The organism is Paenibacillus xylanilyticus, from assembly GCF_013359935.1.
In the GTDB taxonomy this organism is placed as follows: Bacteria; Bacillota; Bacilli; order Paenibacillales; family Paenibacillaceae; genus Paenibacillus; species Paenibacillus xylanilyticus.
In genome coordinates this window covers 1-26,308 of sequence record NZ_JABMCB010000142.1, presented here as the reverse complement: position 1 = coordinate 26,308, position 26,308 = coordinate 1, and the positions used below count along the sequence as shown (strand labels likewise).

The 26,308-nt window shown below is 43.3% G+C and carries 20 protein-coding genes; 5 read left to right on the top strand and 15 right to left on the bottom strand.

Translation table 11 applies throughout. The annotated features are described in order from the left end of the window. Positions 1-153 precede the first annotated feature (153 nt). Positions 154-402, top strand: coding sequence for an erythromycin esterase family protein (locus tag HP552_RS03565; protein ID WP_246310741.1), 249 nt, complete (start codon positions 154-156; stop codon positions 400-402). A 177-nt stretch (positions 403-579) separates the two neighbouring features. On the opposite strand, the gene HP552_RS03560 is transcribed toward HP552_RS03565, so the two are convergent. The 4 genes from HP552_RS03560 to HP552_RS03545 form a co-directional block, all read right to left on the bottom strand. Next, positions 580-2,133 carry an alpha-L-rhamnosidase-related protein gene (locus tag HP552_RS03560; RefSeq protein WP_175394267.1) on the bottom strand — a complete coding sequence of 518 codons (1,554 nt, stop codon included), beginning with the start codon at positions 2,131-2,133 and terminating at the stop codon, positions 580-582. Between the two features lie 13 nt (positions 2,134-2,146). Then, positions 2,147-2,983 (bottom strand): carbohydrate ABC transporter permease, encoded by an 837-nt coding sequence (locus HP552_RS03555; protein ID WP_175394266.1) that lies wholly within the window; start codon positions 2,981-2,983, stop codon positions 2,147-2,149. Then, positions 2,980-3,858: a carbohydrate ABC transporter permease gene (locus HP552_RS03550; RefSeq protein WP_175394265.1), complete on the bottom strand. Its 879-nt coding sequence runs from the start codon at positions 3,856-3,858 to the stop codon at positions 2,980-2,982. The genes HP552_RS03555 and HP552_RS03550 overlap by 4 nt, the downstream gene beginning before the upstream one ends. An 87-nt stretch (positions 3,859-3,945) precedes the next feature. Beyond that, complete coding sequence (locus HP552_RS03545; protein ID WP_175394264.1) at positions 3,946-5,277, bottom strand: ABC transporter substrate-binding protein; 1,332 nt, start codon at positions 5,275-5,277, stop codon at positions 3,946-3,948. Between the two features lie 130 nt (positions 5,278-5,407). Between HP552_RS03545 and HP552_RS03540 the strand changes: the two genes are divergently transcribed. Together HP552_RS03540 and HP552_RS03535 are read left to right on the top strand one after the other, a co-directional pair. After that, positions 5,408-7,216: a sensor histidine kinase gene (locus HP552_RS03540; protein ID WP_175394263.1), complete on the top strand. Its 1,809-nt coding sequence runs from the start codon at positions 5,408-5,410 to the stop codon at positions 7,214-7,216. Between the two features lie 5 nt (positions 7,217-7,221). After that, positions 7,222-8,799, top strand: coding sequence for a response regulator (locus HP552_RS03535; RefSeq protein ID WP_175394262.1), 1,578 nt, complete (start codon positions 7,222-7,224; stop codon positions 8,797-8,799). A 33-nt stretch (positions 8,800-8,832) separates the two neighbouring features. On the opposite strand, the gene HP552_RS03530 is transcribed toward HP552_RS03535, so the two are convergent. The 10 genes from HP552_RS03530 to gyrA all read right to left on the bottom strand — a co-directional run bounded on the left by HP552_RS03530 (position 8,833) and on the right by gyrA (position 23,788). Next, entirely contained in the window at positions 8,833-13,251 is a 4,419-nt protein-coding gene (locus tag HP552_RS03530) for a glycoside hydrolase family 3 C-terminal domain-containing protein (RefSeq protein WP_175394261.1), read from the bottom strand. A 776-nt stretch (positions 13,252-14,027) separates the two neighbouring features. Next, a complete protein-coding gene (locus HP552_RS03525) occupies positions 14,028-14,456 on the bottom strand; it encodes a hypothetical protein (protein WP_175394260.1) in 429 nt (142 codons plus the stop codon). Between the two features lie 168 nt (positions 14,457-14,624). Beyond that, complete coding sequence (locus tag HP552_RS03520) at positions 14,625-14,864, bottom strand: hypothetical protein (protein ID WP_175394259.1); 240 nt, start codon at positions 14,862-14,864, stop codon at positions 14,625-14,627. A gap of 27 nt (positions 14,865-14,891) precedes the next feature. Beyond that, on the bottom strand, positions 14,892-15,407 hold the full coding sequence (locus HP552_RS03515; protein WP_175394258.1) for a CarD family transcriptional regulator: 516 nt from the start codon (positions 15,405-15,407) through the stop codon (positions 14,892-14,894). Positions 15,408-15,473: 66 nt separating this feature from the next. Further along, positions 15,474-16,385, bottom strand: a complete 912-nt coding sequence (locus tag HP552_RS03510) for a sigma-70 family RNA polymerase sigma factor (RefSeq protein ID WP_175394257.1) — start codon at positions 16,383-16,385, stop codon at positions 15,474-15,476. A gap of 164 nt (positions 16,386-16,549) precedes the next feature. Further along, positions 16,550-17,650 (bottom strand): recombinase RecA, encoded by a 1,101-nt coding sequence (recA, locus tag HP552_RS03505; protein WP_175394256.1) that lies wholly within the window; start codon positions 17,648-17,650, stop codon positions 16,550-16,552. 345 nt (positions 17,651-17,995) lie between these two features. Further along, positions 17,996-18,352 (bottom strand): hypothetical protein, encoded by a 357-nt coding sequence (locus HP552_RS03500; RefSeq protein ID WP_175394255.1) that lies wholly within the window; start codon positions 18,350-18,352, stop codon positions 17,996-17,998. A gap of 5 nt (positions 18,353-18,357) precedes the next feature. Further along, on the bottom strand, positions 18,358-20,919 hold the full coding sequence (uvrA, locus tag HP552_RS03495; protein WP_175394254.1) for an excinuclease ABC subunit UvrA: 2,562 nt from the start codon (positions 20,917-20,919) through the stop codon (positions 18,358-18,360). Positions 20,920-20,931: 12 nt separating this feature from the next. Further along, positions 20,932-21,174: a hypothetical protein gene (locus tag HP552_RS03490; protein WP_175394253.1), complete on the bottom strand. Its 243-nt coding sequence runs from the start codon at positions 21,172-21,174 to the stop codon at positions 20,932-20,934. 178 nt (positions 21,175-21,352) lie between these two features. Next, on the bottom strand, positions 21,353-23,788 hold the full coding sequence (gene gyrA, locus HP552_RS03485) for a DNA gyrase subunit A (protein WP_175394252.1): 2,436 nt from the start codon (positions 23,786-23,788) through the stop codon (positions 21,353-21,355). A 337-nt stretch (positions 23,789-24,125) separates the two neighbouring features. Here gyrA and HP552_RS03480 point away from each other — a divergent pair, with 337 nt between their 5' ends. Together HP552_RS03480 and HP552_RS03475 are read left to right on the top strand one after the other, a co-directional pair. Beyond that, positions 24,126-24,698, top strand: a complete 573-nt coding sequence (locus tag HP552_RS03480) for a CarD family transcriptional regulator (protein ID WP_175394251.1) — start codon at positions 24,126-24,128, stop codon at positions 24,696-24,698. A 41-nt stretch (positions 24,699-24,739) separates the two neighbouring features. Then, complete coding sequence (locus tag HP552_RS03475) at positions 24,740-25,396, top strand: endonuclease III domain-containing protein (RefSeq protein WP_175394250.1); 657 nt, start codon at positions 24,740-24,742, stop codon at positions 25,394-25,396. 689 nt (positions 25,397-26,085) lie between these two features. Here HP552_RS03475 and HP552_RS03470 read toward each other — a convergent pair. Then, a partial coding sequence (locus HP552_RS03470) for a TraB/GumN family protein (RefSeq protein ID WP_175394249.1) occupies positions 26,086-26,308 on the bottom strand: 223 nt, incomplete at its 5' end.

Here is a 26,308-nt window from a genome sequence, read left to right as displayed (position 1 = left end):
TAGCGGGGATCGATGTTTGGCTAACTGTTTTCTAACAGAGTGAAAGAGAACTTTACTAATCCTCCATGGAGGTACTCGCGGGAAGAGCTTGGGGAGATCCTGTGGAGAAAATGATGGTTCCACCTGGACAGCCAAGAAGCTGGGAGGAATTACATGCACCGGGCAGGTGAAGGCCGGGACGGCATGGTCATGCTCTCCGATACATCCTCCGTCTTGCATAAAACTATTGGCCACCGTGCGATTGGTGTGGTATATAATCCTGATCATGAGCGATACGGCAATTATATACCTTCCAACATGGCGGATCGTTATGATGTGTTTATTCATATCGATCGGACCATCGCTCTTCAGCCACTGTCAGTCCAACAACCGGTTGCAACCGAAGCTTTATTTTCAACATAACGGATCTTGCTGAATGTCTGTGGGTCTAGCAGGCGGATTCCAACATAAAAGCAGCAGTCTCTGAATCGTTCAATCGAAACGGGAGACTGCTGCTTTTATGTTGGCTATCGTTTTCCGTCAGTGAATGAGTAAAGAACTAAAATGGTCAGCTCCTTCGAACTTAGTTCGAAATCATAACTATGAAAAATACCGTCTTATAAAATAACTTGGAGTACAGCTCCATGCGTGGCAATAGCTATTGACCAAATTACTGCCGTAAGGAGAAAACGTTTTGTCTCCCGGGTCATAGAGCTCCCAAAACGTGTCTGCTCCATCTTTTAGCATACCGCCCCAATATTTTCGGATTTGTTCCATGGCTTTTTCCCTTTCCCCACAAAGAACCAATGCATCTACGTAATGATGAACCATATACGGGGTGGTCATACCGATGGCATTTCCGTTGTGTTCCAGTCGTTCGAGCAGTTTCCTGGCAATAGGCGCATCAACAACTTCCGCAAGAATCATCCATACCTGAGATGCCCAGGACACCTGTCTCGCTTCCCCACTAATGAAGTATTCCTGTTCTTCGTCCCATAAATATGACAGCGTTGCATTCATTGCCCTCTGAATTTGGACCCTAATCCAGGCCTCATGCTCTGATTTTCCCAGATCATTGGCGATCTTCAATGCTCTTCTCATGTTGTAAATGAGCACTGCCTGGGCACCAGCCTGCTTGTTGAGTTCATCATGCCAATCGAGGAAGCAATACCATGTGTCATCATCTTGTACAAGTCCATGCTCGTCTAGTCTTGCAAGTGAAATGTGAATCTGCTCGTATGCCACCGGCCAGAGTTCTTCCAGCGTATCCCGATCCCCAGTCGCTTCGTAATAATCGTACAGGGTTGCTATGAAAAACAGCGCGTAGTCATATAGGTAAATATCATCCACATAAGGCTCAGGGTGCTCATACAAACATCCCCCAACTTTCCCGCCTTCCAACCTTGTTCCGGCAAACAGATACAGGCAGCGTTTGACAAGATCGTTGTAGCCAAATGTTTCGTAGTTTACGAGGGCCTGCAGCCGGAGGTCTCCGATCCATAAACGGCGATCGCGCTTGGGGCCATCCTCAAAAACGGTTTGCATGCAATCCCGCAATGTCTGCACAGCAACTCGGTCAATGTTTGCCATGTCCTGATCGATGCCTTCCCGCAATGGAGGCACTAGTGCCAAATCAGCTGAAGTCACTGTCGTGCAGTACAGATCGGTAAACCGAACATCATAGCGAATTGAGGTTTCCAGTACGTCAATCTTCAGATACCGGAATGCATAACGGCGATCCATCGTGATCGTTCCCGGCAGAACGTCCACGTTTATAATCTCGTCCTGAAGCCAGGAGCGGCTAAGCCACCCCTTGTATTCCTTAAAATCTTCTCCGACTTCGCATGGCATTTCACCGAACGTCAGTTTGAGCCTGAGCGGTGCATCCGCGTTACTGCGCACATTCTGAAGAGATAGTGTTAAATAACCAACATGATGAGTGCCAAAATCGAGCGTTATACTGTCACCTTTCTTCAGAATTTGATCGTACAGTTGACTAGCTGAGCCCAACGGATCAACACCCCACCCTTGGAAAGCAGATTCATATGGAGCCACATTTACGATACGTTCCGGGTAAACCTTTTGCTGATGAAGCTCAGGAGCAAGTTGTTTTGCCTTGTCTAGCCAGGTTCTATTTATCATGTTTTCATTCATGGACCTATCCTCCCTATCCTTTGACCGCCCCAACGGTCATGCCGCCAATGAAATATTTTTGCAGGAACAAAAACGCTATCAACAACGGGAAAGCACACAGAAAACATGCTGCAAACAGCACATTCCACTGCGTGGGATTTTGCTGATCCCCCAAAAAGCCAAGCATCGCAAGTGGTAATGGAGAGTCATCTGCTCCGGATATAAAGATCATGTTGAAAAAATAATCGTTCCAGATCCAGACCCCTTGCGTAATAATGACCGATACGGTTACTGGAATGAGCAAAGGGAACACCACAGTCCAGAAGCGTTGGAACAACCCCGCCCCATCGATATGCGCCGCTTCCTCCACCTCTTCAGGAACACCGCTTCGAATAAAGCCGGTATATAGAAAAGTCGAAAACGGAAGACTGCACGTAATGAACATGAATATTGGCGTATATTGATTCGTCGGAATATGCAGCGCATTGATCATCTGCACGATCGGTATCAGTACCATTTGCGCAGGTACGACGAGTCCGGACAAGAAAAACAAATACATGAACTTGCTTAGCTTCGTCTTCAAACGTGCCATTGGATAGGAAGCCATGGCTGCGAATAAGACGACGAATATGACAGATACGCCCGTTAATACAATGCTGTTCCAGAGCGCCTCGGGAAAGTGCATGCGTTCGAAGGCTGATTTGTAACTTGCAAAAGACAATTCCTGAAACAGGGCGAGCGGATTCGTATTATTGCTCGGATCGCGAAGCGAAGTGGAAAAAGCGATAATCAGCGGAATAAGGTTTAGGGCCATAACGACAAGTACGACGATCTGAACCGACCCTTTTCCCAACCATTTTCGAAGCGTCATGCCGACACCTCCCGTTTGTTCATTTTCAGCACAAAGACGGCGGTAATCAAGATAATCACGGCAAATGAAATGACACCAAGTGCGGAAGCTTTACCAAAGAGCTGTTCGGTAAATGCCATCTTGTAGATGGTATAGATCAGCGTATTGGTAGCCGTGCCAGGACCACCATTCGTCATAATAAACGGGAAGTCAAAGGCTTTGAGTCCATTGATCAAACTTAACGTCACGTTGATTGTAATTGCTGTGGCCAGCAATGGAATCTTCACATGCCGCAGCAGTCTCCAGGAGCCGCAGCCGTCAATCCGGCCAGCTTCCAGCAGGTCGTTAGGAACGGTTTGAAGCCCTGCGAGGAAGATAATCATGGTGGTTCCGATAGTCTTCCAGATTTCCACGAAAATAATGGAATACAGCGCGGTCGAATAATCCCCCAGGAAATTCAGTTCATTGGCAATACCCAGTTTATCGAGAAAGGAGGAAATCAACCCATAATCTGGCATATAGACATAGCTCCACAAAAATCCGACAACGATCGCACTGAACAATGTGGGAATATACGCCAGGGAACGGTAGATTCCGGTTCCTCTTATTTTCATGTTTAACAGCAATGCCAGTGCCAACCCGATGATATTGCCGGCGATGACGGTGACAAATGTATAAATCAATGTATTTTTTAACGAAATACCCAGGATATCGCTGCGGAACAATTCCTTATAGTTGTCGAACCCAATGTAGTTATAGACTTGGGCGTACCCGTTATAGTCCGTTATGCTGTACTGGAACAACCGCAGGATCGGGAATATCCAGAAGGTCAGGTAGAAGATTAATGCGGGCAAGGCAAACCAGTACATGGACTTTTTCATTACAGTAGAGCTCATTCTGCTCCATCCTTTCCAAGAAGGGCCTGCGCCTAGGGAAAAAAGGCTAACCGTTCTTCCCCTAGCGGCAGACAGCATCATTTTGTTCTAGTTTTTCCACAGTTCTCTGAACTTGGTCTCCATGGCATTCGCCACATCCTCAGGTGTTGTTTTTTGTCCAGCAATGACCTCGGCAAACTTTGACTGCATGACATCGGACACTCCGGCTGGCCACATCTGGTTGCTGAAGTAGACAGAGTTTCCGGTTTGTTGATAGTTGTCATTGACTTCCTTGAACAGTTCGTTCTCCAGTTCCACGTCTTTGTACACGCTGATGGAACTGTTGGCTTCTACAAATGCCTTAAAGAGATCTGATTCACCATCGAACAGGTAATTCAGTACTTCCTTGGCAGCATCCAGATTTGCCGATTTCGCGTTCAAAGCGTAACCCGCAGACGTTGCAGCTGATACAAATACAGGCTTTTCGGGCTCATTACCTGGCAAAGATGCAAATCCTCTTGTAAAGTCTGCAGCGCCTTTGGACGTCATGGAAGCATAATCCCACGTTCCGGTAAAGGTCATGGCTGCTTTCCCGTCGATGAACAGCTGTGCAGATTGGGCACTTCCAATACCAAGTGAGTTTTTAACCACATAGTTTTTATCATAGAGCTCTTTGTACTTGGAGATGGTTTGAACCCACTTTGGATCGGTCAGTGATTTTTCGCCGTTTTGCAGTTTGACATCAAAATCCATCTCATCCGGATACACGACGTTGGCCGCAATCGGATACATGCCGAATTGGATCATCCAAGGGTCCTTATCGCCCATCGCGATTGGAGTTACACCTGCAGCCTGCAGCTTCTGGCATAATTCCAGAAACGAAGGCCAATCCTTCGGAAACTCGGAATATCCTACTTGCTGTAATAATTCCTTGTTGTAATAAACGCCAAGGAAGTCGAGTCCTTCGGCCACTCCATAAGGTTTGCCCTCATAGGACATATCCTCCTTCGCACCTTGGCTGATGTTATCCCAGAACGTCAGGTCGGATAAATCGGCAGCGAATCCCGCTTTTGCGAAATCAATGACACCGCCGGCTGCATTTTTGGGAAAGATCCAGAAAATGTCCGGTCCCTGCCCGGCCGCTAGCTTGGTTCGCACGGACGTATTGTACTGGTCGTCAGGCAGTTTCTGTACTTCCAGCGTAATGTTCGGGAACTTCTCCTTGACCAGGCGCGGTAAGGTCTCCAGCTCAAAATCCTCCCCCTCAGACGCTTTGTTGCCTGATAACATCATTGTCAACGTAATCGACTTGCCGGACTCCTCTTTACTTCCGTTACTATTATCCGTACTGCTCTCCTCCTGATTGCCAGAACTGCATGCGCTCAGGAACACCATAAGAAGCACCAAAGTTAAGGACCACAGTCGTTTTCTTTTTTTCATCTTGTCATTCCCCCAATTCATGTTTATTCTTGCTTTGTGCACATTCTCATCATACGGTGGGCAAAAGTGCATTTGCTTTGGTTCGTATGGTGCACTATTTTTAGATTTGACAATGGCGGGAGGAGCACGTATGATTCTGTTCAACATCAAAACCAAACTTTTTCTGGTCCTCGTCCTCGTGTCGATCGTGCCGATTATCGTCGTGTCTGTCAGTTCCTATCGAAGTTACACGAAGCTGGTGAATGAGCAAACCTCACTCGTAACGTCGACTACTATCGGCAATTCGGTCAAAAGCATGGAAGAGATTTTGCAGAATATCGACCGGATCTCCGTCACGCTTCTTCAGCAATCTTCTAATGCAACCGCTTACAGCACAGTGAGTGACGAACTCATCAAGTTGAACGGTACGAATGACCAGTATGAAATCTTCATGATCCGCAGCAAATTGAAATTAATCTTCGAAAACATTCTGCTTGGCTACAATTACATCAATGGTTTATACCTGTTCACACCAGATGGCAAATGGATCAGTTACGGCAGCAGTGGTACAGACTTACGCCTCGATTATGTCGCCCTTCGCGATGAATGGTATCTGGACACAATTCAGCGAAAAGGCGATTTGTACATCGGTGAAGTTGGCGTCAAACCATACATTATTAATGCCAAGGAATCCATTGGCTTCTCCAGAGCCCTCTATGATCCAAACAACAACGAGTTTCTTGGCGTGTTTATGCTGGATTGCAGCATGAACATTTTTGACGGGCTAAAACGCAATCCGGCGCCAAGTTTGTCCAATCTATACCTAGCGAACGATGCTGGCGAGATCTTGTATTCAACCGATGGAAGCAAGGTTGGGACTCCTCTCTCCGCTTCTCTCGCTGCGGCAACTCAGCAAGTCGGCAGCAGTTCACAGTATAAATCGATTCAGGACAATATCATGACAGTGATCCAAAAGGTACCAGGGCGCAATTGGAATGTGATCGCCAACATCTCCATGGATCGCCTGTACGAGGAGTATAATATCTCGCAGAAGCTGCTTCTTTACGTAGCCGTGAGCTGTGCAGTTATCTTCTTGCTGCTTTCCTTTTTCTTGTCGAACCTGATTACCAAACCGATCATTGAATTGACCAAAATGATGCGTAAAACCAAATCTCATCGTTTCGCAACCATTAAGCCTCAAGCAACGCGACAAGTCGACGAGATCGGTATTTTGTACCATGAGTTCAATAAAATGATGAAGGATATCGATACGCACATCCGAGAGAGTTATCAAAACAAAATTCTCATGCTGGACTCTCAGATGAAGGCATTGGAAGCGCAGATTAACTCCCATTTCCTCTACAATACCTTGGAGTCAATCAACAGCATTGCAGAAATTGAAGAAGTCGAGAGCATCGTAGTGATGACCAAGTCGCTCGGCGACATGTTCCGCTACAGCATCAAAACAGACAGCGAACTGGTCGCCGTCCACGAGGAACTGCAGCATGTAGAAAACTACATGGCCATCCAACAAATCCGGTATGGAGACAAAATGAAGTTCGACCTTCATGTGGACCCTGAGATTCAGAGTAGTCGCATGTTAAAACTGTTACTGCAGCCACTCGTGGAAAATGCAATCTATCATGGGCTTGAGAACAAACGCGGAAAAGGTTGCATCGCCATTACCGGTTTGTTTCAGGGGGATCGAATGGTATTCGAAATACAGGACGACGGTATTGGCATGTCCGCGGCACAGGCAGAGGAACTTCGACAATTGCTCCAGCAGCCGCCCGAATTTGTCTCCGTCGGTCAACGTCAGAAACAAAGCATCGGCATCAAAAACGTGCATTCACGAATTGCCCTGTATTATGGTGACACGTACGGCCTTTCCTTCCATACCGAATTGAATAAGGGAACACGAATTAAACTCGAAATTCCGGCCAATTGGGAAAAGAGGTGACTCTGATGTACACATTTATCGTTGTGGATGACGAACCTTTGATACGCAAAGGTCTATTGAAAAAGATAGAAGCTTTTGAACATTCGCTTGAACTTCTGGGCGAGGCAGATAACGGTGCAGATGCCTTGGCTTTGATTGAATCATCCAAGCCGGACATCATCTTTACGGATATGCGCATGCCCGAGGTCGACGGCAAGATGCTGATCCGAACGGTATGCCAGCAATATCCGCACACGAAGTTAATTGTTATTAGCGGGCATGCCGATTTCGATTACATGCAGGAGGCCATCTCCGCCAAGGTTGTAAATTACTTGCTGAAGCCTTTTAGCCGGGACGAGATTCACAGTGCACTTCACCAAGCTATCAATGCCATAGAACAGGAACGCTCTATGCAGCGGGAAGTCCAATTACGAGCAGTCGAAACGGAGCAGATGAAAACGGATGCAGACATGCAGTTGTTCCTGAATTATATGCTTACTCCCAATGCATCAACCAAAATGCCTGTATTCCGCTCTGCCGAATTTACCGCGATCATGTCATCTGAGCAGTTCGTTTTGATGACGCTTTATGGTCCGCACCCGATCTCGGCACATGCATTGCCTACCTTTTCAAATGGATTGTACATTCCTCATCCACAATCGGATCAGCTGCTGTTTTTCCTGATGCATGATTCAGAATGCACGGCCGTGGAATTGCAGGAAAAGGCATCGCAAATAGCGAGTATGATTTTGGCAAAAGCCCAAACTGCGGAATGTTGTGTTGGGATCAGTTTGCCGTTTACAGACATTGGCGAAGTCCGAGCGGCTCACCATCAAACCATTCTCGCCTTGGATGAACGAGCCATTACCGATTTCGGGAAATATTATGTATATTCAGAGGGACAACATCCGTTACATCCGCTAAAGTGGTCTCGAATGTATGAATTATTATTCTTCATTGAGAGCGGTAATGCGCCGAAGGTGGAAGAGCTCACTATCGATTTTTTTGCCTTCTATCTCCGTCAGCCTGACGCTCTGCTTGCTCACCTAAAGGAACAGTGCAGGGATATTATTATGGAAACCAAGCGGCTGCTGATTGATTATCTCCAGAACGGGATCAATAGTGGCGCATCCTCCAGTCTGGAAGCCGTCCTGAACGTCTCGTTTGATATGGAAAGCATCCGGCATTATATGGTTAAGGTACTGACAGGAGCAGCCCTTTTACTCAAAGAAGACAACCCCTACTCATCGGATCAGGTGATTGATAACGTCAAGAAATATATTGATAATCACTATGCCAAGGATTTAACGCTGGAATGGGTTTCGTCCCTGTTCTACCTAAATCCAAGTTACCTCAGTTATTTGTTCAAAGAAAAAACATCCGAGAATTTTACAGATTATGTGAACGGTCTCCGCATCGGGCAAGCCAAGCATCTCTTGATGAGTACAGACCATAAAATTTACCGAATTGCCAAACAGCTAGGTTACGACAATCCAAAATATTTTTTTCGGGTGTTTAAAAAAATGACGGGTTGGACTCCAGAGGAATTCCGAAAGCAGCACAAACTGTACTCCATAAAAAACAAGGAACCAGGCCATGTATGATGACCTGGTTCCTTGTTTTCGTTATGGTGGCGCTTAACCTTCAAGCAGTACTGCTAGCCGGTCGTGAACGCGGACAATGACCGTGGCAAGTTGTGAACGTGTCAGCGTGCTCTGTGGTTGCAGGAGACCCTCCGGTGTACCTTGAAATATACCGAGTCCAATCGCTGCAGCCATGGCTGAGCGGCTATTTGGCGTTAGCTGGTCCCGATCTTTAAAGTCTTCCAGCCATGATTCAATCTCTGCTTCCGGCAGTTCCGTGTCCACCCCGGCCAAGTTCAGCGCATGGATGAGCACTATTGCCATGCCTTCTCTTGACATTGGGGCATTCGGCAAGAACTGCCCTTCTTCCATCAAGTCATACTCCACAGCGGCTCGCAAGACCGGATCAAACCATTTCTCGTTTAATGCCGCTGCTCCCGGATCAATCCCTATTGCGTTCATAGCTGCCATCAACGTTTGGGCTGATGTTGTCGTTCCCTGAGGCTGCACGCGGCGTTCCGAAACGCCATTGATTAGCAGCTTGCTGCTGGCTTTAGCTATATCTCCGGCATACCAGGCTGAAGACGCTACATCAACAAAGGTGCGCTTCGAATGAATCGCTACGTATGTGCCTGCTTGATTAATCAGCACTTTCCACGCCTGATTTCCGTTCGTGTCTTGCGTCAGTACACCAGGCACCGGAGTAAGTTTGCCTGCCTCGCCAACGTGAACAATAGCAGTCGAGTCTGCAGCAACATCGTTGACAGCTGGAAGCGTTGCTGTTACGTAAATGCCTTGTTTATCCTTAATTGTCACATTCCATGGTTCTCCTATAACCCGTACGCCGGATGAGCGAATGCTTTTTACCTTTTGCTGATCAGCCTCACTTCCCTTTTGCACTGTCACCAGTGCAGATAGATTGCCTCCCGAATTCGTTTCACCTTCTGTCTCGGACTCGGATGCTGGTGGATCAACAGGAGCAGCACCATTACCCGATCCAGGCGAGCTTGGTGAACCGGGATTTGTTCCTGGGTTGGTGCCTGGACTTCCAGGATTCGTTCCCGTTTCGTTCAATGTAAATGACAATCCGTCAATTCGAAGATCCGGTTCATGGAACACCAGGTACAAATCATGCACGCCGCTTACAGCAGCAGAAATATCGGCCTCCACGTCAACGTACCCCAACTCCTTGACCGTTACATTAGCGTTGCTGATTTTGTAAGAAACAGGATCAGTCACCGGTACATTCCATACAGCAAGTGGTGAGGAATCGAGTGTATCTGCATGCAATGAGATTGTGCCTCCCTGCGCATTCGATGCAACGGATGCCTTCACCTTTCGTGCACCGGTCAGATCGGCCTTTGGCAACGCGACCCACGATCCATTTTGTTTGGACCGGACCGCATAATATCCGCCTACAATGGCTTTTGCTTTTAGTTGGGCAGCGGTGCGTTCCTTGGATACTTCGTGATAGACAACTTCATTCGATGCAAACGCATGATCGAATACATTTATTGGCTCAGTAAGGGATAATGACGCCACCAACTTACCACCCATACTTACCGCCTTCGAAGCTTGCACGTCTGCCTCACCTGCGGAGGTACCGATCATGAAGTCATAGCTTCCTTGTTCGACGATCCATTCGCTTCGATTCACATCCCATAATGAGAGTGTTTGTGGATCGACCTGCAGCGGTACTTCTCTCGATTGACCTGGTTCGAGGTAAACTTTCTCGAATGCCACCAGTTTCTTTTTGGGCGCATGGGCGCCGTATGCGGAATGGCTATTGCGAGCGTACAGCTGTACTACCTCGGAGGTTGCCACGTCCCCAGTATTGGTTACACGGACCGATACCGTGAATGGTTCATCCCCTGGAACGGTAGAGGGTGCGGTCAGAGCATCGTATGAAAAACCAGCATAGGACAACCCGTAACCAAACGGATAAGTCACCTTGGCATCCGTATACATGTAAGTCAACCCGGACTCAATCGGATCTGCATTAGTCATATCCACCGCGAATCGAGGATCAATGCTGTCGAGACCCGATGTATTGCCTTCCGGCACAACGTAAGAATTAATCGATGGGAAAGCATCCATCCCCGCATACCATGTGGAAGTCAGACGTCCTGTCGGCGCGTAATCTCCGTACAGTACCTGAGCTAGCGCATATGAATCGTATTGGCCGCCATATGGCTGGTACACAATTGCTGAGACATTCGGGTTGTTTTGAATGCGTTCCATGCTTACCGGAAAGCTCGATTTAACCACGACGACGGTCTTTTTGCCCTCGGCTGCAAACGCAGCAGACACGTTATCGACCAGCGCGTAATCAGCCTCGCCCATATCCAGGCTAGAGCGATCATTGCCCTCGCCTGCGCTGTGACGTGGTGCCGCTCCGACGAAGACGATGGCATAATCGTCTTCAGCAGCTCTTGCTGCTGCCTCTTCGCCCACGTCCTGCACGATCGATTTCTCGAACTTCACCTCGTCCGGGCGATTCGCAGCATTTTCCTTGCTACCCAGTGGAGATGATGAGGTCACGAGCTTACCATCGTCATCCACCTTAATGAAGCGTCCGTGAGCATAATACCAGTTGGTGAAGTCCCCGGAAAATCCAGTACGGTACCCATTGGCTACAATCGATAATGACCCATCCTCGTTGTTTTCGATTCGCAGCGTTGGTGGTATGGCACTCGTGTCACCCATCATATCCGGAAGGCTCCAATCGTTGTTCGTCAGATTTAGGCTGGTGCCATCCGTATTTCCTACGGCTGCATTATTGGTTGCAGGAGAAGTCATCCAACGTTGGTTGTGAAGTGACAATAAACTAGAACCCTCTTGACCCCAATCGTACACACGGAACAAGTGGGAAGAACTGGCCTCCTCTGGCGTATCCGCAGTGGTAATGAGCTGCGCTCCCTCTTTCCCGGCATTTGGACTGTATACGTCTGCCGTAACCGTTTGCTGATTTGCTTTGGAGGTTAGTGCGATGACTTCACCTCCTGGGGTATAGTTTACGTTGCTGCTGCCGTTCATTTTTATGATCGAGAGCAGCGGCGATTCACCTGAGTTTTCCAGCGCAGGCGTCGTGCCGACTGAATACGTTGTTTTGAAGCGCGCATCGGCATACACCCCGGAAACAGCAGCACGATTCCCCTTTTCCAGCGGAAGGGTGTTATCATTTTTGAGCAGCACAATACTCTCTTGGGCCGCGCGAAGTGCCACGTCCTGATGGTCCAACTGGTTGTAATCAGAAGGTGGAGACGTCCGTACGTCCTTTGCTTCCTGGGCGAAAGGGTAATCTTTCGGTATGCCTTGCTCGTCAGTTTCATTAAAGATTCCCAAACGCACCAGTTGATTTACGTGTGGTCTGGCTGCCTCAATAAGCTCTTCCCCGGTAATGCCGTACTCTCCCTGTTCCACCAGCGTCACGAGATCCGTCACATCCGCAGGCGTCGTGCCTGACGGACGGCCCGCATTCGCCTTGGCAAACGCCATAAGAACCGTTGCATGACCACGGTCCACGGCATAGCGGTCATCGTACCCGTTTCCAAGCTGGTTCGCGTTGGACACGATTGCATCACCGTTGAAATCGGGTGAGCTATATACGCCATATTTGGCGTCCAAGTTGGCCAATAGCTGAAGTGGCGAAAGAATGTTTGGAATGCCGTTCGTCCGACCATAAGACGTCATCGTACCGGCTAGCGCGCCAGATTCAAACCCTGGCAGCGCGGCCCGGGTTTGATACTCAAATAATGAGCGCGCCCCTGCACTGTTATTTGCGGTTTGCCTGAACCATTGTGCGTTATAGACGGAATAATGCTTCGTCCCCACGGCAGCTCTCATCCAGAATCCATCTTTAGTGGCGGGTTGGCCAATTCCGCTTAGACCTGTAGCCATCTTGTCAATCAACACACCCGCCATATTCGGATCTTCAGAAAACCCCTCGTCAAAACGTCCGCTAAGCGGATTGATGCGCATGTCGCTGACGACCGTGAATGCAACACTCAGAGAAGAATCTTCGCCGCCATGGATATTTGATTCGCCCTGTTTGACTTTCAGTTTGCTGATTTTCTCATTACCCATGACTTCTCCAATTTCGGACAGAAGCTCTTTATTCCAGCTCTGACCCATGCCGATCAGCGCCGGAAAATCTGTCGAGACACCCTGAACGTTATCTGCAGCAGATAACGCACCAGGAATGACTTTGCCTGCATTCGCTCCCTTCGTCAGTGTATAGTGGTTACGGGAACCAGTGACATATACCGCTGGCCCCTCGAGTCCGGTGTACTCAAAATATGTGTCTACGAAAGAATTCAGATGATCGGGATTACCGTCAAACAAAGGCATGCCATCAAAAACGCCACCTTTTTGAGTTTTGAACTCCACAACATTTGCAGCTGAAACAGATGACGGGATCGTACCCCAAGACGACCCCACCATCAGACTAGCGATTGTTACGATTGAAAGCATCCTTTTACTGACTCTTTGTCTTAAAACCCTCGACATTTTTTGTACCCCTCCCCATATAATGTAATCGCTTTCAGATACTGATTATAATGGGGGCCTTGGTGCATTTTGTTTGTGCATTGAAGTACATTATTTTTAGGTGAGTACAGATCTTTTACCAGGCTGAACTTAAAATGCTATAACAAAAAAATGGCCGCTAATACGGCCAGCCTTTCCTTTTTAAAGGTAAATCCTTTTCACAGATATCGATCCATTCTGGCATTCAGAATTAGACCGATTAATAGTAGTCTTCGCAATGGTATACCATCTGATAATCGGCTATATATAACCATAGATAAGGCGTAGTCAATAAAGTATCCTGAAATAACCCACGATCCTTGATCTGCTGTAATGTTTAAACTTTCAATAATCCTGGAATAGCTACATTAAACATCGTCGTATTCATTAGTACTATAAATATGCCAAACATCCAGATTGGCATGACAATTTTGTCATTCATTCGTTTTTTACACTCCTAAACATCTAAGTATTTACTTACATTCTGATTTATTTGAGAAAGCAATTTTTTAAATTGTAATAATTCTTCCTTTCTTAATTAAAATTACTATTCCATCTTTTGTTGTAGCTTCAAAAGAAAAACCACCTAAATGATTAGGTGGTTGATACGGAACTAACGTTCACTAATTGTGATATCGCTTAAGTAATATACGAATAATTTTCTGATCCATTCCACAATGTAGACGATAGTTTGCTCATTACTGACATTTAAAATTCACATCTCATTTTGCTTGAAAATGCTGATTATTATCCTCTACTACCCCCTTATCTGCTAATCCAAGGTTCATAATCATTAGATTTAAAGTCACCTTATTTAAGTTAAGTTGACGTGCGATCTCCCTTCGAGGGATTACCCCATATTGACTTCTAATGTAATTTTCGTATTCTTCAGGGATCAAGATCTCGATCACTTTTGTTTTTTTAGGCATAACCGCTTGCTCGCTATTTTCATCCACTTCATAAGTGTCCAAGACCACTCTATACTCATAACTCTTTGATTCCAGTTTCTGGATAGTTGAATGATTCTCGAGCTCTAAAACGATACTATCTAATTCATGCATCCTTATATTGAGTTTCCGGGCAATGTTTCTTCGAGTTTCACAACCACGAAGCATCTCAATTACTGCGGCCTCTCTCTTTGTAAGAATCATATTTTCCTCCCTCTATAGGAACTAGAAGATAGAATCGGAATGGAATTTTATATTTCCCCTATACTATTAACATAAAATTTGTCTCCGAAGTGCTCTTCGTTTCTTTTCGTTAGACTAACTCTTCATAAGCTCGAATTCGCGATAGACTTACCAGATGCGGTATCAATTTCATTCCATATAAATGTCGCAATCATAGTCGGCATATTGTCTTTTTAATTTCACAATGATCGAACCATCTGGTTGATTGGTTTCCTCAAGTATTTTATATTTTTTTCTCTTTCGATTTAATGTTGTCTTGAAATCTTCTAGTTCTGCTTGAACACCTCGTACCGCAATCTCATGCTTGGTATCCTCTTTTAAACGAAAATGAATGGTTTGCTCAATACATGCATAAAGTACACGTTTCATCTGCTTTTTACCACCTTGTCTATAATTTCATAAAGATTCTGATTTGTGCTTTAGTCTTAAATTAATAGTTTTTTTCAGGCTATCCGCTGCCTGTTCACTCGATATGCTAAGCACATGCATTAGCTCATTTTTCAGCAAATTACATGCAGCTTCAAGTAATAGTTTGTCCTGGGAACTCAGCCTGAGATCATATTTAGGTGCACACACTAAATCCCGGATCACTTCAGTTACGTTGAGAATATCTCCTGACCTCAGTTTCTGGGTCAATATTTTTTTCCTGTCCGATGCAAGCTCGGGTAATTCACGAAATCTTTCAAAGAAAAGAGTCTTTGACCGTTCTAATGTTTCGGGGGTGCTAAGAGGTCTTACTCCTTGTTGTTCTGCAGAATCCTCAGGAATGAAAATATTCATTTTCAATTCTTCAAAATAGACTTTGAAATAATCCTTTTGTTTGTCTTCATATGGAAGGGTTACTTTTTCTTCCAAAAGTCCAACACCATGCAATGGATAGAAAACCAATTCCCCTGTCTTTATTCCATTCATGATATCCCTCCTTATGATTCCTAGAAATAGCGAAATATAATGCTTCATCTTTATAAATCAAACATTTTAAACCTCAAGAAAATCTTGAAGCTGTTCTTCAGCAAAATATTGGCCAATTTTCTTTAAAGCCTTGATTTCAATTTGGTAAATTCGTTGACGTGAAACGCCGTGTACCTTGCCAATTTCTTGGAAACTGTGTATCTCTCCATCATCTAATCCATACCGCAACCGAAGTACGCTTTCTTCCCTCTCGTTTAATGTTTGGAGAACTTCATTAATTTTTTCCTGAAGAATTTTTTGCTCTATGAGTTCTTCGGTTTTTTTACCATAATTGTCTTCAAGCAAATCTCCGAGTTTCATGACTGGGTCTACCCCGATCTCCAAGTCTAGAGATACCATTTGCTTCTCTGCGAGATTTTTTAGTTTGAGAATTCTACTTACTGGCATGTTCATCTTGTGAGCCATCTCTTCGGGAGTAGGTTCACGACCAAATTCCGAAAAAAATTGTTGGAAAGTCTTCGTCCATTTTCTCAACGAATCAAAAATGTGTGTGGGGTATCTTATTGCCCTTCCTTTATCAATTACAGCTTGTTCTATTGAACGATGAATCAACCAAGTCGCATAGGTACTAAACTTAAAACCTTTCTCAGAATCGAATCTGTCAACTGCTCTCATGAGACCTATATTTCCTTCTTGAATTAGATCAAGTAGAGGCATCTCACTCCACTTATACTTGCTTGCAATACTGACAACTAAACGTAAATTTGCCTCAATAAATTTAACCTTAGCGGCCTTATCTCCTTGTTTGATTTTTTCTGCCAGAAGCCGCTCATCTTCTATGGAAAGAAGCTGTATTTTACCAATGTTATCCAAATAAAATTGTACGGAATCCTTTGTCCCACTTTCTTTATGTGACAGTTGCGTGTGGATATCGTTCTTCTTTTCAGGCATAACGATAATATCTTCAAAATACTTCATACCACATGGTCCCTCCTACACCATTTGTTTTCATGAGGAACCAATCCTGATACAGTGTTCCTACCCTAGTATTGCCTTAATCAACACAGTTCTTCTCTCTAATAGAAGTTGATAAATTAGTTGTTATGAGAAGCGATTATCTAGCGACTCAACTCAATTCATTATTATTCACCATTCAATTCAGATCCCTCGACTATTCCACTAGACAACAAATTGTCTTTAACCTGCATTTCATTTCTTTCATTAACGTAAGAAGTGTGCTCGAATTTGCGAATTTCATTTTCTAGAACTTTTGCTTCATCCGGATGATCCATAAAATACTTCTTTGCTGAATCTCTTCCTTGTCCAAGCCTAATTTCTCCTCTAAAAAACCAGGATCCAGACTTCTGAACCAGCCCACGTTCAATTCCTATATCAATAAGTTCCCCCATTTTTGAAATACCTTCACCATACATGATGTCAAATTCAGTCATGCGAAATGGTGGAGCCAGCTTATTTTTTACAACTTTAACACGTATATGGTTTCCTACTATTTCAGATCCGTTCTTAATGGATTCTATACGACGAATATCAAGCCGAATGGAGGAAAAAAACTTCAAAGCTCGTCCTCCTGAAGTTACCTCCGGGCTACCGAACATAACACCAATCTTTTCTCTGAGCTGATTTATAAAAATGATTACGCTTTGTGTTTTTGAGATTGAACCTGTTAACTTTCGTAATGCCTGACTCATCAAACGCGCTTGAAGTCCCATGTGAACATCCCCCATCTCCCCTTCGATTTCTGCACGAGGAACCAGAGCTGCCACCGAATCCACAACAATCACATCTACCGAACCAGATCTTACTAATGCTTCTGTTATCTCTAATGCTTGCTCTCCTGTATCAGGCTGGGAGATAAGCATTGAATCAACGTCTACACCCAATGCTTTTGCATAGGTTGGATCCAAAGCGTGTTCAGCATCTATATATGCCGCTGTTCCACCTGATTTTTGAACTTCTGCAACGACATGAAGCGCCAATGTGGTCTTACCAGATGACTCTGGGCCATAAATTTCAATAATTCTACCTTTTGGCACGCCACCTATTCCCAATGCTAAATCGAGGCCAATAGATCCAGTTGAGATGGTTTCAACCATTTTATTCATTGAATGTTCCCCAAGACGCATAATGGACCCTTTTCCAAATGCTCGTTCAATCTCTGTTAACGCTTTTTCCAACGATTTTTGTCTATCATTCTTTGATGTTGCTGTTAATTCCATGTCCATAGTTAATACCCCCTCAGTAAATAACAGCATCTAAAGCAAGTTAGCCTATATTAATTCAGTTAAATCTTTTTCTTACCATTACGATGTGAAGGGAAATAAACATCTTCAAACGCCAATTAAAATTGACTGTACTTATAATATACTTGGTATTTAAATCTGATGATTTTTTAACTACACATCCCATTACTTTTGTTGGATCTAAATTAATTATATCACATGCGTGTCAAGTGACTCTGACCAGTACAGTGTGTCAATTTCTTGAACATTACTAGATTTTCATAGTATAATGTCGATTAAGGGCCGAGCTTTATCACTTCCCAAATTCAAACTTTCACACCTAAACAATTAGGAGTTCTTATTTTTATATCTAGAGTTTCTTCTCTTTAATGCTGCTTCTTTGCGAGATGCTGTTTTACGAGCTGCAGCAGTAGCCGCTTCACGTTCCTCTTCTTCCTTTTGAAGCTGCAGGTTCCGCTGTTTCTCAGCTTCAATTTCCTTTTGCTTTTGATAATATTGACTAATCACATATTCTTGAACATTAGGATCGTGCATCCACAAGTACTGTACAAAAGCATCAGGAAAAATGAACACCTTTTGTCCTATCGGGTCTGAAAAATGAATGCCAATTCGGTTTTCTGTTTTGCTCACAACACATCCCTCACCGAAACGAACATGCATTACTTTTTGGCTAATCAGTTCCATTGCTTTCAGTGCTCCTTCAACTCTCTTTTTAGAAATCTTCCAGTGTAACTTGTTTCACATCTGGAAACTTCCTCTGGTGTACCGGCACAAACAAGCTCTCCTCCATTTATCCCACCGTCAGGCCCCAAATCAATGATATAATCAGCGTTTTTGATCACTGCCATACTGTGCTCTATTACAATCACTGTGTTTCCGCTATTGACAAGTTCATGCATGATATTAATTAATTGATGCACATCAGCTGTGTGCAAGCCTGTTGTAGGTTCGTCCATTACATAGAGGGTTTTACCAGTGGCTGGCTTTAAAAGCTCTGCAGCAAGCTTAACTCGCTGAGCCTCCCCACCAGACAACGTTGTAGACGCTTGTCCCAGTTGGACATATCCCAGCCCTACTTTGCAAATCGCTTCAATTCTTTTACGTATTTTAGGCATATTTTCAAAAAACGCTAATGCTTCTTCTGCTGTCATCGCCAACACATCCGCAATATTTTTACCTTTGTAGTGGATTTCTAACGTTTCACGGTTAAAGCGCTTACCTTTGCATACCTCGCAAGGAACAAACACATCCGGAAGAAAGTGCATTCGAATCTTCATTAGACCTTCTCCAGCACAAGCCTCACATCGTCCGCCCTTGACATTAAAAGAGAATCTTCTTGCTTCGTAACCACGTACTTTTGACTCACTTGTTAGTGCATAATGGGAGCGGATGAGGTCGAACAACCCTGTATAAGTCGCAGGGTTGGATCGCGGCGAACGTCCAATTGGACTCTGATCGATATGAATTACTTTGTCGAGAAATTCTGTGCCTACAATATCCTTATGCTTTCCTGGTCTTGTCTGGGCTCTGTTCAGTTGAGCAGCCAGTTTCTTATACAAGATCTCATTGATCAGACTAGATTTTCCTGAGCCCGAGACACCCGTGACACAAGTCAGTGTTCCTAAAGGAATATAGACCTCAATATCTTTCAGACTATTTTCAGCCGCACCAATTATCCCTAATGTATTTCCGTTGCCAGAGCGTCTTTTCTCAGGCACTTCAATTCTTTTTTTGCCCGACAAATATTGACCAGTTATTGATTTTGGTGAGTTCATTATGATATCCATTGGGCCCTGCGCCACAAGTTCTCCACCATGTTTTCCTGCTCCAGGCCCTATATCTATAATCCAGTCAGCTTGCCGAATTGTTTCTTCATCGTGCTCCACGATAAGGAGAGAGTTTCCTAGATCACACAAATCACGAAGAGCGGCTAACAAGAGTGAGTGGTCACGTTGATGTAATCCAATGGAGGGCTCATCAAGTACGTAGAGTACACCCGCCAGACCCGAACCAATTTGTGATGCTAACCGAATTCGCTGACTCTCCCCACCAGAAAGGGTGCTTGAAACACGAGAAAGCGTTAAATATGTTAAACCCACCTTTTTCATAAAAAGAAGCCTAGCACGGATTTCAATAATTATAGGTTCTGCAATCGTCTTCTTTGCTCCCGATAACTCTAGGCTCCCAATCACATCAATAGCATCATTAACAGATAACTTGCAGAATTCAGCGATATTCATTCCTCCAACCGTAACAGCAAGGGGCTGTACCGACAAGCGATCCCCCAGACAATCCGGGCAAGTTGAAACAATCAGCTCACCATCAGTCTCATACTGCGAATTATTGAAACGTTCATAATCCTCAGGTTTAAGATGGATGCCAAGCCCATGACATGTTGGACATGCCCCTAGCTGATGATTAAAAGAAAATAAACGAGGAGATAATTCAGTGAGTGACTTTCCACAGTTGGAGCAGCTATAGCTTTGAGAGAAACTTGTTTCTTGCATATTCTCATATTCATAGATCAAGACAGTATCTCCTGACAGAGAGAGTGCCATTTCAAGAGAATCTACTAAACGCTGTTTATCCTCTGTCCTGACCGTCAGCCTGTCAACAACGATGTCGATAGTATGCTTTTTACCCTTGTCGACTTGTATTTCATCTGACAAGGTGTAGAATGTTCCATCTACACGAACACGTGCGAAGCCATTCTTTCGTGCTTGATCCAATACATTGCTATGCTCTCCTTTTTGTCCACGTACAATCGGTGCCATTACAGCAAATTTAGTTCCTTGAGGTAACTGATAAATACGTTCAACGATCTCGTCAACAGACTGGCGCCCAATTTCTATTTTGCAATCCGGACAATGCGGTGTACCTGCTCTTGCCCAGAGAAGACGCAGATAGTCATAAATCTCTGTCATTGTCCCTACAGTAGAACGTGGATTTCGTGAGGTTGTTTTCTGTTCAATCGCTACAGCAGGAGAAAGTCCCTCAATAGAATCTACGTCTGGCGTAGTGGCTTGACCTAAAAATTGTCGTGCATAGGCCGACAATGACTCCACGTATCTCTTTTGACCCTCAGCATACAATGTATCGAATGCCAAGCTCGATTTTCCCGATCCACTCACTCCTGTGAACACTACGATTTTATCTCGAGGTACATCAACATTGATATTTTTCAAGTTATTCTCTCTTGCCCCTCTGACATGAATGAAATTTTGCACTGATGGGCCTCCTTTATAAAACATAATTTGAACTTTCTAGACAGGCATACCTGCCTTTTCATGCAGTGCTTTTGTGAACATATATGGTTTTCTATTATAACGCTGCTTATGCTGTTCTCTTTTGTAAATGTTCACTCTCATTTCTAAATTGGCCACTTCTTTTTGGAATTTTGAAATATAGTTTTTAGTGTATTTGAGTCCACTTTCTTCATTTGCGCAAAAGTGCATTTTCAGAAGAAAACCATTTACACTTATTTCAAACTTGTAAAGATTCATCATCACTTACTCCTTATACCATTCGTTTAAAAAAATTTAACAGCTTAATCAACCTCATTAATAGTATTCATGTTGAACAAGATCCTTACTGTTCCTCAGTTGTTATACGTCTTGTTGACTCGAGTTCTAGTGATAACTCTTTAAAATGGACATCAGTACACACCGCACACAAATCATGTGATTAATCTTCCGTTTTAGATTGATCAGATCTACAAACTGAAGCCACGAAGTCATCATCTCGTGTGTTGATTAGCTTAACTCCTTGAGTGGAGCGTCCCATAGTTGAGATACTTTGCATTCTCATTCGGATGAGCGTGCCACTAGAAGTTATGATCATTAGGTCTTCTTCATTGCTCACAACTTTTAAACCGACCATTAAACCATTCTTTTTGGTGGTATTGATCGTTTTGATCCCTTTTCCACCACGACTTTGGCTCCGATATTCCTTTTCCGAGGTCCGTTTACCAAATCCATTCGAAGTGACCACGAGAATGTCCTTATTTGGTTCCATGATGTCCATGCCCACAACAGTGTCATCTGTGTTTAAATCAATTCCTTTAACCCCTACCGCAGTCCGTCCCATTGCCCGTACATTTTCTTCTGGGAACCGAATTGACATCCCCTTCAAAGTCCCTAATATTATTTCCTTTGTGCCATCAGTGAGTTTTGCGTCTACAAGTGAGTCATCATCGCGCAGAAAAATGGCTATAAGTCCAGATTTTCTAACATTCTTGTAACTGGATAGCGCTGTTTTCTTTACAACGCCTTGTTTAGTCGCAAAAAATATATATTCATCACTTTCAAAGTTTTCAACCTCTATAACTGCATTGATTATTTCACCAGGTTCAATTTGAATAAGGTTAATTATTGCTGTTCCACGAGCCGTGCGCCCAAGTTCAGGAATTTCATAAGCCTTCAATCGATACACTTTCCCTTTATTTGTAAAAATTAACAAGTAGCTATGTGAGTGGGTTATAAACAAATGCTCTACAAAATCAGTACCTTTGGTATCCGTACCGACGACCCCTCTTCCACCTCGTTTTTGCGAACGATATGTTGAAACGGGCAATCGCTTCGTATAGCCAGTGTGAGTAATCGTAACAACGACATCCTCACGTGGGATTAAATCCTCATCTAAAATGTCCTCAGTATTTGACATAATTTCAGTACGTCTAGCATCAGCAAAACGATCTTTGATACTTTTAAGTTCTTCTCGAATGATTTCTAATACTAGTGACTCACTAGCCAGAATTTCACGATAATCCGTTATCTTTGCTGAGATTTCATTGTATTCATTTTCTATTTTCTCACGTTCTAACCCAGTCAGTCTCTGCAATCGCATATCAAGAATAGCCTGTGATTGATCATGACTCAGCTTAAAACGTTGAATTAAGCTCTTTTTAGCACTCTCACTTGAAGGGGATCCCTTGATCACAGCGATAATCTCATCAATATGATCTAAACCGATCCGCATACCTATTAAAATATGAGCCCTAGCCTCTGCTTTACGCAGTTCAAACTCCGTACGACGACGAATGACAACAATTTGATGCTGTAAATAATGATGGATGATCTCTCGTAAATTTAATACTTTGGGTTCATTGTTCACAATTGCGAGCATGTTAATGGCAAAGTTAGATTGTAACGACGTATTTTTGAACAAATTGTTCAGTAATACATTTGGATTAATCCCGCGTCGAATTTCAATGACAATCCTCAAACCCATTCGATCGGATTCGTCACGTAAATCAGTGATACCATCAATTTTTTTGTCGCGAACAAGTTCTGCTATCTTTTCTACAAGACGTGCTTTGTTTACTTGATAAGGTATTTCGTGTACAACTATTCTTGATCTATTTTCAATTTCTTCTATGCTCGTCTTGGCTCTCATTGTTATCGAACCTCGACCAGTTTCATAAGCCTTGCGGATACCAGAATGCCCCATGATATAAGCTGCGGTGGGAAAATCCGGTCCTGAAATATGATCCATCAGTTCTAGAGACGTCAAGTCCGGGTTATCTATCAGTGCATTCACCGCATCGATTACCTCTCCCAAATTGTGAGGTGGGATATTCGTTGCCATTCCCACAGCAATCCCTCCCACACCATTCACCAGAAGATTGGGATATCTAGCAGGTAATACGAGAGGTTCTTGCTCTTCACCATCATAGTTCGGTTGAAAATCAATTGTGTCTTTGTTGATATCACGCAACATCTCTGTAGCCATTTTAGATAACCGTGCTTCTGTATAGCGCATTGCTGCAGCCCGGTCCCCATCTATGGATCCAAAGTTCCCATGCCCATCAACAAGCATGTAACGTAGAGAAAAGTCTTGAGCCATTCTAACCATTGTTTCATACACAGCAACATCGCCATGTGGATGATACTTACCAATGACCTCTCCAACAATCCTTGCGGACTTCTTATAGGGTTTATCAGAGGTTATACCAAGCTCTGACATTGCATACAAGATACGACGATGTACTGGTTTTAGTCCATCTCTCACATCAGGCAGGGCTCGACTGACAATGACACTCATCGCGTAGCCGATAAAAGATTCTCGCATTTCAATGCTTATGTCCCGATCTACTATTTGTCCATCAGTTTTAATATCCATTTCAAACCTCTTTTTCTTTCAAAACATTGTCAGCAACTGGTGACTTTTCACAATAATACAAACTAAACAAACCTGTTTACTTGGTATAAGTGAACAACAGGCTGCATAGGACTTTACCTCTTCACTTCATACCTATGATCAATATTTGTAACTTATTTTGTAAGCATACACTTTTTATTATCGTACTAGTCAAGCTTTTTTTTATTCAAGTTTTTTATTCTACCTTTTGCTTGTAATGATATTCGTTCAGATATATATTGACAAAATTTCATCTAAAGGGGGGTTGACAGGGAAATGCTATAATTAAATAACTTACTAATGAACTTGAGGGAGAAATATGATTGATATCAAGGTAGGGGGATATCTTTTCTATCCTTTGCACGGTGTAGGGCGTATTGAAGAAGAAGTATCACTTTTATTAGAAAATCAACAACGGGATTATTACAAACTGTACTTTAGAGAGCTCAAGATGGATGTTTTAATTCCTCAGGAATCGGCAGAACAACTTGGAATCCGCCCTCTCTCCAGCTTAGCCATTTTGGAAAAGTCACATTTTCACTTTTTCACAAAGTTCAGTAAACTACCTATTCTTGTATCAGAGAGAAGACAACTGTTGAATGCTAAGTTAAAATCAGGGGAAATTTTCAACCTGGCCGAGGTGATCCGCGATTTGGTTTGTGCACCAAAATATGAACTCAAACTTACTTCACATGACAAAGATTCACTACAAAGAGCATGTGATTTGGTAATAAATGAACTTATGTATGTTGCAAAATTACCCATTGATAAAGCAATTGATAATTTGAAAAAAAGTATCGACTTGCGTCTGAGAGGAAAAAAGAGCGATTTCACCTCGCTCGTTCGAGAAATAAGTCTCCAAAATTTAAAAAGTTCTAGAATAACTGACTAGCCCTAGCAAAAAGGAAAAGAAGAAGGGAATATGAAATCATTGTGGATCAGCAAAGAATATATCAAATATATGAACTTTTGAGTGAATCACAACCAATATTCAACGATACCGACAACGAGTGGATTGCCAAAGGATTGTCCAGTACACCCTTTAAAGCATTGGTATCAGTAACAATTTCTACGATGACTACAGACAAAAGAACGATTGACGCGAGTAGAGCTCTTTATGAACGAGTCTCTACTCCCAGACAATTACTTGAACTAGAGGATGAAGAGTTAGCTTCTTTAATCAAACCAGCAGCGCATTACAATAGAAAAACAAAGAATTTAAAAAAAATGTGCCAACAGTTAATTGAAAGACATAATGGAGAAGTTCCAGATACAAGAGACGAACTCCTTGCTTTAACTGGAGTTGGACGTAAATGCACGGACATCATGATGCATTTCACTTTTAGCGAGCCAACTATTGCAGTAGACACACACGTTCATAGGGTTGCTAATCGTTTAGGGATTGTACACACAACTTCAAGGGAGGACACAGCAGATACGATAAATGAAATAACCTCACTTCAATTTAAACACCATGCCCATGAGTGGATTATTCAACACGGCATGAAAATTTGTATCGCACGCAAGCCAAAATGTTCTGAATGCTCTTTAACTGATTTATGCGATTACTATCAAACTAGAGTGAAGTAACAGTTGAATAGTTATAGTCACTTTCACAAAGTATAAGTTTTCTAATACCGAATAACAGCAACAGTGGTAGTTAATGCTTTCAGAGAGTAATAAAAAAAATAAAAAATGGTGCTGCATGATCAATTAAAAAGTGGATCATACAGCACCATTTATTTTTGAAGTACACAAACTCTTTATGCACTTCATATAGTTCTCAAACAATTCTATCGAAAAAACTTTAGTGAAGTTGACAGTTCGCATTTTACAAGGAGTACTGTCAAGTAGTAAGCACAAATGGCCAATGAATTTAATGTAGATAGAACTGGAACTATAGAAACAGCCTTGAAATTCTTGTTGGAAAATGGAAACCCATCATCCTTTTTCACATTTTTGATAATGAAGCATTGCGCTTCTGTGATGCACACTACTCAGCTAAGAGAATTGGCATATCAAAATGTGGTATATTGTAAGATTTATGAACAAATCTTCTCTAAAGTTGAATACACCGAATATGGAAAGGGATTAATGCTTTATTGGCGTCAATGCATGAATGGGTACGTTACAATTAAAACATTTTGAAGATTAAAAATAGAGCTGAATTTCAGCTCCTTTTTCTCTATATAAAACTACTCTTCTAATTAAAGATCCTAAACAAAAAGGTCGAGAACTTCACTCGACCTTTACTTGCGGTGCTTCCGTGTTCACCAACATTATTTTCTTTCCACTTTATAACCTTTTTCCTCAAGCAACTTCACGATTCCATGCTCGCCCAGGTAGTGTGCAGCACCTACCACGATAAAGTACTCCTCTTTCTTGTCGCTCTTCAAATATCCATCGATCTTGTCAACCATGCCAATGTTACGGTCGATCAGCATTGCTTTGTTGTACTCCTCGTTATCAGAGAAGTTATTAGTGAAGTCTAACAACTGCTCG